This window comes from Streptomyces sp. NPDC090445 (genome assembly GCF_044769385.1).
Classification (GTDB): domain Bacteria; phylum Actinomycetota; class Actinomycetes; order Streptomycetales; family Streptomycetaceae; genus Streptomyces.
Genome location: NZ_JBIVXV010000007.1, coordinates 202,389 through 214,156, shown reverse-complemented (window position 1 = coordinate 214,156; position 11,768 = coordinate 202,389). Strand labels below are relative to the sequence as shown.

Annotated in this window: 14 protein-coding genes; 9 read left to right on the top strand and 5 right to left on the bottom strand. The window is 69.6% G+C overall.

The window, feature by feature from the left end; translation table 11 throughout:
* Window positions 1-157: 157 nt before the first annotated feature.
* From rpmH to ACIQUT_RS17800, 9 genes are all read left to right on the top strand, one after another.
* The gene (gene rpmH, locus ACIQUT_RS17840) at window positions 158-295 is read left to right on the top strand and encodes a 50S ribosomal protein L34 (protein ID WP_007265229.1); all 138 of its coding nucleotides are present in this window, start codon (window positions 158-160) and stop codon (window positions 293-295) included.
* A 20-nt stretch (window positions 296-315) separates the two neighbouring features.
* Window positions 316-690 (top strand): ribonuclease P protein component, encoded by a 375-nt coding sequence (gene rnpA, locus ACIQUT_RS17835; RefSeq protein WP_403563840.1) that lies wholly within the window; start codon window positions 316-318, stop codon window positions 688-690.
* Window positions 687-968, top strand: a complete 282-nt coding sequence (yidD, locus tag ACIQUT_RS17830) for a membrane protein insertion efficiency factor YidD (protein WP_403563839.1) — start codon at window positions 687-689, stop codon at window positions 966-968. Before rnpA ends, yidD begins: the two co-directional genes overlap by 4 nt.
* 3 nt (window positions 969-971) lie before the next feature.
* On the top strand, window positions 972-2,075 hold the full coding sequence (gene yidC, locus ACIQUT_RS17825) for a membrane protein insertase YidC (protein WP_403563838.1): 1,104 nt from the start codon (window positions 972-974) through the stop codon (window positions 2,073-2,075).
* A 15-nt stretch (window positions 2,076-2,090) separates the two neighbouring features.
* Entirely contained in the window at window positions 2,091-2,603 is a 513-nt protein-coding gene (locus ACIQUT_RS17820) for a protein jag (protein ID WP_403563837.1), read from the top strand.
* Between the two features lie 119 nt (window positions 2,604-2,722).
* Window positions 2,723-3,439: a 16S rRNA (guanine(527)-N(7))-methyltransferase RsmG gene (gene rsmG, locus ACIQUT_RS17815; protein ID WP_385674314.1), complete on the top strand. Its 717-nt coding sequence runs from the start codon at window positions 2,723-2,725 to the stop codon at window positions 3,437-3,439.
* Between the two features lie 271 nt (window positions 3,440-3,710).
* On the top strand, window positions 3,711-4,799 hold the full coding sequence (locus tag ACIQUT_RS17810; protein WP_403563836.1) for a ParA family protein: 1,089 nt from the start codon (window positions 3,711-3,713) through the stop codon (window positions 4,797-4,799).
* On the top strand, window positions 4,796-5,890 hold the full coding sequence (locus ACIQUT_RS17805; protein ID WP_403563835.1) for a ParB/RepB/Spo0J family partition protein: 1,095 nt from the start codon (window positions 4,796-4,798) through the stop codon (window positions 5,888-5,890). Before ACIQUT_RS17810 ends, ACIQUT_RS17805 begins: the two co-directional genes overlap by 4 nt.
* A 95-nt stretch (window positions 5,891-5,985) precedes the next feature.
* Window positions 5,986-6,603 (top strand): GNAT family N-acetyltransferase, encoded by a 618-nt coding sequence (locus tag ACIQUT_RS17800; protein ID WP_403563834.1) that lies wholly within the window; start codon window positions 5,986-5,988, stop codon window positions 6,601-6,603.
* 112 nt (window positions 6,604-6,715) lie between these two features.
* Here ACIQUT_RS17800 and trxA read toward each other — a convergent pair whose 3' ends face one another.
* From trxA to ACIQUT_RS17775, 5 genes are all read right to left on the bottom strand, one after another.
* Window positions 6,716-7,057: a thioredoxin gene (gene trxA / locus ACIQUT_RS17795; protein WP_403563833.1), complete on the bottom strand. Its 342-nt coding sequence runs from the start codon at window positions 7,055-7,057 to the stop codon at window positions 6,716-6,718.
* A 50-nt stretch (window positions 7,058-7,107) separates the two neighbouring features.
* Complete coding sequence (trxB, locus tag ACIQUT_RS17790) at window positions 7,108-8,067, bottom strand: thioredoxin-disulfide reductase (RefSeq protein ID WP_403563832.1); 960 nt, start codon at window positions 8,065-8,067, stop codon at window positions 7,108-7,110.
* Window positions 8,068-8,194: 127 nt separating this feature from the next.
* Window positions 8,195-9,142, bottom strand: coding sequence for an anti-sigma factor family protein (locus ACIQUT_RS17785; RefSeq protein ID WP_403563831.1), 948 nt, complete (start codon window positions 9,140-9,142; stop codon window positions 8,195-8,197).
* Window positions 9,139-9,840, bottom strand: coding sequence for an RNA polymerase sigma factor SigM (sigM, locus tag ACIQUT_RS17780; RefSeq protein WP_403563977.1), 702 nt, complete (start codon window positions 9,838-9,840; stop codon window positions 9,139-9,141). The genes ACIQUT_RS17785 and sigM overlap by 4 nt, the downstream gene beginning before the upstream one ends.
* A gap of 175 nt (window positions 9,841-10,015) precedes the next feature.
* Window positions 10,016-11,740 carry a protein kinase family protein gene (locus ACIQUT_RS17775; protein WP_403563830.1) on the bottom strand — a complete coding sequence of 575 codons (1,725 nt, stop codon included), beginning with the start codon at window positions 11,738-11,740 and terminating at the stop codon, window positions 10,016-10,018.
* Between the last annotated feature and the right edge of the window lie 28 nt (window positions 11,741-11,768).

Genomic DNA, 11,768 nt, shown 5'->3' with positions numbered 1-11,768 from the left:
TTGTCGATGGCTGCTGCCGCCTGCCTACCGATGGGCGAGGATCACTGATCGTGGTCGTTGAGCGGTGCCACTCGGGCGAACACGCGAGTTCCTCGTGGGCGCACGGTGACAGCCAGGCGATGTCCCGCCACAACGATTCATTCTCTGGAGCCCCCGAGTGAGCAAGCGCACCTTCCAGCCGAACAACCGTCGCCGCGCGAAGACCCACGGCTTCCGCCTGCGGATGCGCACCCGTGCCGGCCGCGCCATCCTGGCCAACCGCCGCAGCAAGGGCCGCTCTGCCCTCTCCGCGTAACTCACGCAGGTCGTGACGTCGTGCTGTCTCCCGAAAATCGGCTGAGGCGGCGCGAGGACTTCGCGAGCGCGGTACGCCGAGGCCGCAGGGCCGGTCGCCCGCTCCTCGTCGTCCACCTACGTACAAGCGGTGCAACGGACCCGCACGGGCCGGGGGAGACAGTTCCCTCGACCCGTGCGGGTTTCGTCGTCAGCAAGGCCGTGGGTGGCGCCGTCGTCCGGAACCGGGTGAAGCGCCGCCTGCGCCATCTCGTACGGGCGCGGCTGTCCCGCCTGCCCGCCGGTAGCCTGGTGGTGGTGAGGGCATTGCCCGGATCGGGTGATGCCGGCCTCGAGGACCTGGCCAAGGACCTGGATGCCGCTCTGCTGCGGCTCCTGGGAGGCGCAGCTCGATGAAGTACCCGCTGCTCGCTTTGATCAAGCTGTACCAGTGGACCATCAGTCCGCTGCTCGGCCCGGTGTGCCGTTACTACCCCTCGTGCTCGCGCTACGGGTTCACGGCCATCGACCGGCATGGTGCGGTGAAGGGGACCGTTCTCACCACCTGGCGGATCCTGCGGTGCAACCCGTGGTCCGCGGGTGGTGTCGATCATGTCCCACCTCGTAAACGCCCGCGTTGGCACGAGCGGCTGCGCACTGCGTTGCGTAGATCTCGCAATGCTCAAGGAGCCTGATTAGTGGACACGATTGCCAGTCTGTTCAGCTTTATCACCACACCCGTCTCGTGGATCGTCGTCCAGTTCCACTCGCTGTACGGGGCGATCTTCGGGCCGGACAGCGGGTGGGCCTGGGGCCTGTCCATCGTGTCCCTGGTGGTCCTGATCCGTATCTGCCTGATCCCGCTCTTCGTGAAGCAGATCAAGGCGACGCGGGGCATGCAGGCGCTCCAGCCGAAGATGAAGGCGATCCAGGAGCGCTACAAGAACGACAAGCAGCGTCAGTCCGAAGAGATGATGAAGCTGTACAAGGAGACGGGTACCAACCCGCTTTCCTCGTGCCTTCCCATCCTGGCGCAGTCGCCGTTCTTCTTTGCGCTGTACTCCGTGCTGGCGCACATCGCCGACGGCAAGACCATCGGCGTGCTGGACCAGCAGCTGGTCGACAGCGCACGCGAGGCGAAGATCTTCGGCGCACCGATCGCCGCCAAGTTCATGGACAGCCCCGAGAAGGTCGCCGCCCTGGGCGCCTCGCTCACGGACGTCCGGATCGTGACCGCGGTCATGATCATCATGATGTCGCTGTCGCAGTTCTACACCCAGCGCCAGCTGATGCAGAAGAACGTGGACCTCACGGTCAAGACGCCGTTCATGCAGCAGCAGAAGATGCTGATGTACATCTTCCCGGTGATCTTCGCGGTCATGGGTGTCAACTTCCCCGTCGGTGTCCTCGTCTACTGGCTGACCACCAACGTGTGGACCATGGGTCAGCAGATGTACGTGATCAACCAGAACCCGACGCCGGGCAGCAAGGCGCAGGACCAGTACCTGACGCGCCTGCTCAAGTCCGTCAGCTCGCACGGGCAGGTCAAGGGACGGGGCAAGAAGAAGATCGTCGCCGCGATCGTGGCCAAGGGCCCGGACCGCAACGACATCGAGCGCAAGTTCATCGCAACGCTGACGAAGCAGGGCCTGGCCGCTCAGGATGACGGTTCTGTGATCAAGAGCTCCGTGGCCACGGCGGATGCGGACGCGGCGAGCAGCGGCGCCCAGAAGCGGCAGCAGCCGAAGCGCCAGACGAAGGCGCAGCGTCAGACGCCCTCCAAGCCCTCTCCCAAGAAGTAAGAAGGAGTCCCTCCCGTGACGGAAGGCACCACCACCGCCGCCGCTGAGAGTGGCGACACCCTGACCCGCCTCGAGCAGGAGGGTGAGATCGCGGCCGACTACCTTGAGGGTCTGCTCGACATCGCCGATCTCGACGGTGACATCGACATGGACGTCGAGGCCGACCGGGCCTCGGTCTCGATCGTCAGCGACTCCGCCAGCCGCGACCTGCAGAAGCTCGTGGGCCGCGACGGCGAGGTCCTGGAGGCCCTGCAGGAGTTGACCCGCCTCGCCGTGCACCGCGAGACCGGGGACCGCAGCCGGCTGATGCTGGACATCGCAGGGTTCCGCGCCAAGAAGCGCCAGGAACTGGCAGCGCTGGGCGCCAAGGCGGCGGCCGATGTGAAGGCCTCCGGCGAGCCGCTGAAGCTGGCCCCGATGACGCCGTTCGAGCGAAAGGTCGTCCACGACGCCGTGGCGGCCGCCGGCCTGCGGAGCGAGTCGGAAGGCGTGGAGCCGCAGCGCTTCGTCGTTGTGCTCCCGGCCTGATCGCAAGCCCCGATGTGTTCGGCCCCGTCTGTGTCGCAGACGGGGCCGATGTTTGTCAGCCTGGCAGTACCAGTGCGTTTTCACGATCACGCGGTACGCAAAACGGAAGGACGGTCCCCGTGACGGAGGCAGCGGAGCTTCCCCCGGCGCCGGAAGAGGCGCGCGCGGTGTTCGGCGAGTTTTTCCCCGAAGCTGTGCGGTACGCGGAGCTGCTCGCGGACGCAGGGGTCCAGCGCGGCCTGATCGGCCCGCGCGAGGTGCCGCGCCTGTGGGAGCGGCACCTGCTGAACTGTGCGGTCCTGTCGGAGGTGGTGCCCGAGGGCGTCACCGTGTGCGACGTGGGCTCGGGCGCCGGCCTCCCCGGTATCCCGCTGGCCCTGGTGCGCCGGGACCTGAAGATCACGCTGCTGGAGCCGCTGCTCCGGCGCACGAACTTCCTCCAGGAGGCCGTGGAGCTGCTGGGCCTGGACCACGTGACGGTGGTGCGCGGCCGGGCCGAGGAGATGCTCGGCAAGGTGCAGCCTGTGCATGTGGTGACGGCGCGGGCGGTGGCCCCGCTGGACCGCCTGGCGGGCTGGGGTGTGCCGCTGCTGCGCCCGTACGGCGAGATGCTGGCGCTCAAGGGCGACACCGCTGACGAGGAGCTGGCGGCGGCGAAGGTCGCGCTGGCGAGGTTGGGTGTGGTGAAGACCTCCGTGCTCCAGGTCGGCGCCGGTGTGGTGGACCCGATGTCGACGGTGGTGCGGGTCGAGGTCGGGGAGAGCCCCGGCGGTGTGCGGTTCGCGGCCAAGCGGGCCAAGGCGGCCCGGGTGGGGCGTTCACGCCGACGCCGGTAGAGGCGATCCCGGCCTGTGGCTTCCCCAGCACCCCCTTCGCGGGGGTGTTGGGCCCTATAGGTGCGGATTTGGGAGTGTCGTAGAGGCCTGTCGGCTCCGCCCCGGCATCGTGTTTCACGTGAAACGTCGCTCTCTGCTGCACGGAATCATCAGTCGCGGCCGGGCAGCCGCGCCCCCTCGGTCCTCCAGGGATGGAGGGGGGACGGGGTTGTCCACATCTGTGGGTTCATCCACAGCAGCACGGTCCCCGCTGGTTCGCGGCCCCGGTGGCATGGCAGGCTCTGTTCATCGCGAGACCCATGCCGAGGAGAGTGACACCGTGCGGTCCGACGCCAACCTCGCGGGGCCGATGGCCGACCCGGTCCCCGGTCCCCGCTCTGAAGCGGTAGGCGGTGATGTTTCACGTGAAACATCACCGCCGCCACCTGTCGACAACGACACGTCCGGCGGTGTGCCCAACCCGTTTGCGGTCCAGTCGCTGCGGCACGTCGGCGAGGGACTGCCCCGGCCGGACCGGACACGGGTGATCGTCGTTGCCAACCAGAAGGGCGGCGTCGGCAAGACCACGACGACCGTGAACCTGGCGGCCTCGCTGGCACTCCACGGCGCGCGGGTCCTGGTCATCGACCTCGACCCGCAGGGGAACGCATCCACCGCGCTCGGTATCGACCATCACGCGGACGTGCCCTCGATCTACGACGTACTGGTCGACAGCAGGCCGCTGCTGGAGGTGGTCCAGCCGGTGGTGGACGTGGAGGGCCTCTTCTGCGCCCCGGCCACCATCGACCTGGCGGGCGCGGAGATCGAGCTGGTCTCCCTGGTGGCACGCGAGAGCCGCCTGCAGCGGGCCATCCAGGCGTACGAGCAGCCGCTGGACTACATCCTCATCGACTGCCCGCCCTCGCTGGGCCTGCTGACGGTCAACGCAATGGTTGCGGGCGCCGAGGTGCTGATCCCGATCCAGTGCGAGTACTACGCGCTCGAGGGCCTGGGCCAGCTCCTGCGCAATGTGGACCTGGTACGGTCCCACCTCAACCCGGCGCTGCACGTCTCCACCATCCTGCTGACGATGTACGACGGCAGGACCCGGCTGGCCTCTCAGGTGGCCGAGGAGGTCCGCACCCACTTCGGCAGCGAGGTGCTGCGGACGAGCATCCCACGGTCGGTGCGCATCTCCGAGGCTCCGAGCTACGGGCAGACGGTGCTCACCTATGACCCGAGTTCCAGCGGTTCCCTCTCCTACCTGGAGGCGGCGCGTGAGATCGCGCTGCGAGGGGCCGGAATCCAGTACGACGCCCGGCACGCCCACATGGGCGCGGGCCTGAACAACACGCAGAGTGTGGCGGAGGGGATCCAGTGAGCGAGCGACGAAGGGGTCTGGGCCGGGGACTCGCCGCGCTGATTCCTGCTGCCCCGCAGGAGAGGACGCCGGCAGTGACCGCTGCGGGGTCGGCCGGGTCGACCGCGCAGACGGTGGTGCCGACGCTGACCTCGGAACGCGGAAGTGTGGCGGCGAAGCTGGCCACGCTCGCCCAGGCCGATGTTTCACGTGAAACATCGGCACCGGTCGAGCCGGCGTCCGAGCCGGCGGAATCTACGGTCGCCGACGTGGCGGGTGCGATGTTCGCCGAGCTCCCGATCGACGCCATCACGGAGAACCCGTACCAGCCCCGCAAGGAGTTCAACGAGGACGCACTGACGGAGCTGGTGACCTCCATCAAGGAGGTGGGCCTCCTCCAGCCGGTGGTGGTGCGCCAGTCCGGCCCGGACGGCTACGAGCTGATCATGGGCGAGCGCCGCTGGCGGGCGTGCAAGGAGCTCGGCCTGGAGTACATCCCGGCGATCATCCGGGCGACGGAGGACGACAGGCTGCTCCTGGACGCGCTGCTGGAGAACCTCCACCGGGCTCAGCTGAACCCGCTGGAGGAGGCTGCCGCGTACGACCAGCTGCTGAAGGACTTCAACTGCACGCACGATGAGCTGGCGGACCGGATCGGGCGCTCCCGTCCTCAGGTGACGAACACGCTGCGACTGCTCAAGCTGGCGCCGAAGGTGCAGCTGCGTGTGGCGGCAGGCGTACTCCTGGCAGGCCACGCCCGGGCCCTGCTGCCTGTGGAGGACCCCGAGGCGCAGGAAGCCCTGGCGGAGCGCATCGTGGAGGAAGGCCTGTCGGTGCGCTCGGTCGAGGAAATCGTCTTCCTGATGGGGTCGGAGCCCGAAAGCCCGGTGAAGTCGAAGAAGCCGAGGGCCGGAGCCCGGGTCTCCCCGGCGCTGAGTGAGCTCGCGACGCGGCTGTCGGACCGCTTCGAAACCCGGGTGAAGGTGGACCTGGGTCAGAAGAAGGGCAAGATCACGGTCGAGTTCGCCTCGATGGAGGACCTGGAGCGGATTCTGACGACGCTGGCGCCGGGCGAGGGCCGGGTGCTGGAGCAGCGACCGTCCGGGGAGTGAGCTCCCGGCCGCTGAGGGGCGGGTCGTACCGGTGCGGGCCGCCCCTTTGCCTTGTTGCGGTTTCTCCTGATTCGGACCCTGGATACGATGCGCTCATGGGGCGTCGGTTGGTACCACTCACACTGGACAACCTCCAGGACCTGCCTCTGCGTTGCCGGTCCTGTGTGTTCTGGGAACTCGATCCCGTCAGCGGTGAGGCCGCCGCCAAGGCGGGGACTCCGGCCCTGGAGAAGGAGGCGTGGATCTCCGCGGTCCTGCTGGAGTGGGGATCGTGCGGCCGGGTGGTCTATGTGGACGAGGTCCCCGTGGGGTTCGTCCTGTACGCGCCGCCGGCTTACGTGCCCAGGTCCACGGCTTTCCCGACGAGCCCGGTGTCCTCGGATGCGGTGCAGCTGATCACCGCATGGATCATGCCGGGGTATCAGGGGCAGGGTCTCGGGCGGGTGATGGTGCAGACGGTGGCCAAGGACCTGCTGCGGCGGGGCTTCCGGGCGATCGAGGCATTCGGCGACGCGCGCTGGGAACGGCCCGCGTGCCTGCTTCCGGCGGACCACCTGCTCGCGGTGGGCTTCAAGACGGTGCGACCCCATCCGGTGCATCCGCGGCTGAGGTTGGAACTGCGCTCGACGCTGTCGTGGAAGGAAGACGTGGAACTGGCACTGGACCGGCTGCTGGGCGCGGCCCGGAAGGAGCCTGCTCTGCGCCCCTTGTGAGAGGGGTACGTGGCGAGCAGCCGGATTGGGTCGGGCTGCCCGATCGTGTGTGGAATGCGAAACGGGGCCGCCCCTTGTCAGGGGCGGCCCCGTTTCACGTGAAACATTGCCGTCAGACGGCCTTGGCCTCGATGAACGAGTCGAGGTCACGCAGGATGGCGGCCTTGGGCTTGGCACCGACGATGGTCTTCACGACCTCGCCGCCCTGGTAGACGTTCAGGGTCGGGATCGACATGACGCCGTACTTCGCGGCCGTGTTCGGGTTCTGGTCGATGTTGAGCTTGACGATTTCGATCTGGTCGCCGTACTCGGCCGCGATGGCCTCCAGGGACGGAGCGATCTGGCGGCACGGACCGCACCACTCGGCCCAGAAGTCCACCAGGACGGGCTTGTCGCTCCGGAGGACCTCGGCATCGAAGTCGGTGTCGGTCACGTTCTTGAGGGTGCCGGCCACAGCGGCCTCCTAATTCTTCCTGCGGGGTGTTGAGGGGGGGGTGTCTGGGGTCAGACCAGCGCGGGGGCCTTCTCGGCGTCCGAGAGGGCGGCGAGGAAGCGCTCGGCGTCGAGGGCGGCGGCGCAGCCCGTGCCGGCGGCGGTGATGGCCTGACGGTACGTGTGGTCCACGACGTCGCCGGCGCCGAACACGCCGGGGACGTCGGTGCGCGTGGACGGGGCCTCGACCTTGAGGTAGCCCTCGTCGTCGAGCTCCAGCTGGTCCTTGAACAGTTCGGTGCGGGGGTCGTGGCCGACGGCGATGAACAGGCCGGTCACGGGAAGCTCGGAGGTCTCACCGGTCTTGGTGTTGCGCAGGGTGAGGTGGGAGAGCTTCTGGTCGCCGTGGATCTCGGAGACCTCGCTGTCCCAGGCGAACTTGATCTTCGGGTCGGCGAAGGCCCGGTCCTGCATGGCCTTGGAGGCGCGCAGGGCGTCGCGGCGGTGAACGACCGTGACGGACTTGGCGAACCGGGAGAGGAAGGTGGCCTCCTCGATCGCGGTGTCGCCGCCGCCGACGACGGCAATGTCCTGGTCCTTGAAGAAGAAACCGTCGCAGGTGGCGCACCAGGACACACCGCGGCCGGAGAGGGCGTCCTCGTTGGGCAGGCCGAGCTTGCGGTGCTGGGAGCCAGTGGCCACGATCACAGCCTTGGCGCGGTGCACGGTGCCGACGGAGTCGGTGACGGTCTTGATCTCGCCGGTGAGGTCTACGGACACGACGTCGTCCGCGACGAGCTCCGCACCGAAGCGCTCAGCCTGGCCGCGCATGTTGTCCATGAGGTCCGGCCCCATGATGCCGTCCTGGAAACCGGGGAAGTTCTCGACCTCGGTGGTGTTCATCAGGGCGCCGCCGGCGGTGACGGCGCCTTCGAAGACCAGCGGCTTGAGCGAAGCACGTGCGGTGTACAGGGCGGCGGTGTAACCGGCGGGCCCGGAACCGATGATGATCACGTTTCGTACGTCGCTCACGGGTCTCTTCCTCGTCTCTGTGGACTGCGCGCTGCGGGCCCTGGGGGGCCGGTGTGGAGTCTCACCCCACCCAACGGATCCTACGGCGCGAGCATTCCCGGGCTGCTCACCCGCGAGCCCCAAGCTGTCAGCTTCGAGGGTAGGTCCTGGTCAGCAGGGGGCGCCCCGCACCGTCCGAGGGGGTGACCGCACAGTCGGCGCCGACGAGGTAGGCATCCACCTTCCCGGGGTCGCCGGGATGCGGAAGGACGAGGAGGTAGACCTCGCTGCCCTGGTAGGTGCCGCGTTCGACGGCGAGTGGCGTCTCGCTGCGGCTGGTGGCGTTCCGGGCGCAGGGCGGGACCGCAGCAGCGTCCGTGCCCGCCCGGTCGCCCGGGACCGGTGAGCTGTTCTCCAGGCCGTAGGTGCTGTTGTCCTGCTGCTGCGCCTTCGGGGAGGCCTTCATGGTGCCTTCTCCCGAGGCAAGCAGGCGGTTCACGCTGTCCTGGAGCCCCTGGGCGGTGTAGGTGCCGCCGGCGGCGGGGGCCTGGGCGGTGGCACTCGTGGCGGACTTACGGGCCGCCGTGTCCGGGGAGCCACCCAGCAGATTGCCCGCGAGGAGGATCCCGAGCGCACAGGCGGCGGCTCCGGTGAGGCCCGCGATGACCGCGATCCGGCGGCGGGCGCGACGGCGCCCGGGACCGGTTGCGCCGACCGGGTGACCGGCGGGTCGGCGCCCGTTCCGCCCGGAACGTGCGGCTGTCGTTGTTTCACGTGAAACAACACGGTCGGTGTCGGTGTCAGTGTCGGAGGCGGACTCGTTGCCCGGTCTGGGAATCGTGGAGTCCAGGAGTGCCTCGGCGGCCAGCGCCGCGTCGATGCGCCCGGCGATGTCCACGGGCATGCGGGGCGGCCCCGGCAGCGTGCCGAGCAGGCCGCGGATCTCCTCCAGGGAGGCGTGCACGTCGGCGCACAGCGAGCACTCGGCCAGATGGCGGCGCACCTCGGCGGTCCGGGCCGGGGAGAGGAGTCCCTCGGTCAGGTCGGAGATTTCCGAGACGTCAGGGTGCCGGATCGTGCCGGCTGCGGGAGTCACGTTCGTCCACCTCCGCCCTTCACCGTGTCTGCGCCTGGCGCTGGCTGACTGGGGTCTGCCGCTGGTGGGACGGGTGTCCCCGGCGTCCGGTTCCTTCCCCGCTCCGTGGCGGTGTTATCCCCGGCATTCGAGCGCAGATGAGTGAGCATCGGGACGAGTTTCGCCCGTCCGCGTGCGCACCGGCTCTTCACCGTGCCGACGGGGATGTCGAGGACGCGGGCGGCCTCGGCGACGGAGTATCCCTGCATGTCGACCAGGACGAGAGCGGCCCGCTGGTCGGCCGGGAGGGTGGCGAGGGCAGCCAGCAGCTCGCGGTGGAGGTCCTCGCGCTCTGCGGGGGCCTCGGCGGACTCGTGGGGCTCCAGGAGGCGCTCCAGGCGGTCCGTGTCGTCGAGGAGGGCCGTCCTGCGGGAGGCGGCCTTGCGGGCCCGGTCGAGGCAGGCGTTGACGGTGATGCGGTGCAGCCAGGTGGTGACGGCGGACTCGCCGCGGAAGGAGTGCGCGGCCCGGTAGGCGGAGACGAGGGCGTCCTGCACGGCGTCGGCGGCCTCCTCCCGGTCGCCGAGGGTGCGCAGGGCTACCGCCCAGAGCCGGTCGCGGTGCCGGCGCACGAGCTCACCGAAGGCATCGGGGTCCCCGGCGACGTGCAGCGCCAGCAGCTCCCGGTCGCTGCGGCCGCCTGCCGCTGTTTCGTGCATCACACCTCGCTCCCTCCCGGCATGGAGACTAGGGCCTTCGCGGGCGGAGCACGAGGGGGGCGCCTGCCGGTGTTGCCGAGGCCGTGGGCGGTTGCCTGCAGATGCCGTGGGCCGCGGTGCCGGGGACCGTTCCCCTGCACCGCGGCCCACGGGCACTGCGGACTGCTGCGGCCGCTCAGTCGACCAGGCCGGTGACCTTGATCTCGCTGATGCCGCCCCGGTAGCCGTCTCCGTCGGGCGCGGTGGGCAGCTTGGTGAGGTGCACCAGCAGGAAGCGGGTCTTCACCGGCTCGTCGAGCTTGACGTCCAGCTTCTTCCCCACGGAGCCCAGCTTGGAGAGCTCCTGGGGGAAGTCGGAGAGGGAATTGGCCGAAGTGGCCTCGGAAGGTGCGGCACGGACCTGGGCGGTGTGCCCCCCGCCGGACATTTCCGCTTCGAGCCCCGTCACCTCCTGGACGCTGCCCAGGTCGATGATGATGCCGCTGCCTTCGCTGTAGCGGGGGAGGTTGCCGAAGTTGGGTTGTGAATAGAACCTCTGGGTCATCCACGCCGTGCCGGACTTGCCGTCCACGGCCTTGGGGACGTCACCGGCCTTGTTGTCCTCGCCGAAGAGCGACGCGCTGCTGACGGGCAGGCGCTTGCTCTGCTTGGACGACTTCTGGTCGTCGGGCTTGGAGGGCTGCGTGGTGCTGCCGTTGCTGCCGCTGTTGCCCTTGACGCGGTCCAGCAGCGAGTCGGCCAGCTGCCAGCTGCCCAGGCCCAGCGCCGCGATCAGCAGGGCCGCGACGCCCCACTTCAGGGCACGGCCCGTACGGCTCTGCAGCGGGGGCGGAGGCGGGACGGGGATGGAGTGCGTGACGGGTGCGCCGGGGCGCGTCGGCGGACGGCCGTAGCTCCCCTGCTGGTAGGTCGTCTGCTGGTACTCGGGCGGCGGGGTGAAAGCGGGCTCCGGCGGCCGGATGCGGGGCATCGCGGCAACCGCCTTGGCCAGCTCCTCCGGGGTGGTGCAGGGGGGCTCCTGGCGGGAGGCGGTGGCCCCGTCGTTGGCGAGGGCGCGCATGGCGAGCTCGCCCAGGCCGCGGTGGACACCGGCACGGACCTGGTCGGGCGGGAGCAGGCCGACGCCCTTGGGCAGGCCGGAGAGGCCGTACGCGTCGTCCTCGTACGGCCAGCGCTGGGTCAGGGCGGCGTACAGGAGTGCGCCGATGGCTTCGGTGTCCGCGCGCTGCGGGGTGTCGCTCGCGATGCCCCGCAGCGCGGCGTTCACGGCGAGGCCGCGGATCCGGTACTGGCCGGTGGAGGTGCGGAGTATGGCGCTGGGTGTCAGGCGCAGGTGGGACAGGCCCTCGCGGTGGGCGGCGGCCATGGCCTGCGAGACCTGGCTGACGAGCTGGTACGCGTCGTAGGGCTCCAGGGGGCCGGAGGCGAGGATCGCGGTCAGCTCGGTGGCGTCGGGCAGCCACTCGTGGACGACGTAGACGAGGTCGCTGTCCTCCACGGCGTCGAGGACCTGGACGAAGCGCGGGTCGCCCAGCAGGGCCGAGGACCGGGCCGCGGCCAGGACCGCGCGGGCGCGCGGGTGGTCGGCGGGCAGCACGTGGACGCCGACGGCTCGCCGCAGCTTCTCGTCCACCGCACGCCAACTGCTGAATCCGTCCAGACGGGTGACGCACTCCTCCAGGCGGTAGCGCCGTGCGAGCTTGTGGCCGCTGTGGAGCTCGGGGGCGGCGGCAGAAGCCGTCGGCCTGCGTTCGCCGTCCTTGTCTGGCATGGGTCCGCCCGCGGCTCGTCCGTTCTGGGTGTCCACCCCGTCGGCCGTGGCCTTCGCCGCATCTGCGACGAGCGGCTGGTCGCCGCCGTTGTCGGCCACGTCGACGGCAGCCGTGCTACGTTCCGCCACCGTCGTTCCTGCCTCCCCATCCGTTACG

Bases quoted from the DNA above. Each gene is read 5' to 3' on its own strand.
- yidD (WP_403563839.1), top strand. From the start codon at position 687: ATGAAGTACCCGCTGCTCGCTTTGATCAAGCTGTACCAGTGGACCATC.
- ACIQUT_RS17810 (WP_403563836.1), top strand. From the start codon at position 3,711: ATGGCAGGCTCTGTTCATCGCGAGACCCATGCCGAGGAGAGTGACACC.
- ACIQUT_RS17800 (WP_403563834.1), top strand. From the start codon at position 5,986: ATGGGGCGTCGGTTGGTACCACTCACACTGGACAACCTCCAGGACCTG.
- sigM (WP_403563977.1), bottom strand. From the start codon at position 9,840: ATGCACGAAACAGCGGCAGGCGGCCGCAGCGACCGGGAGCTGCTGGCG.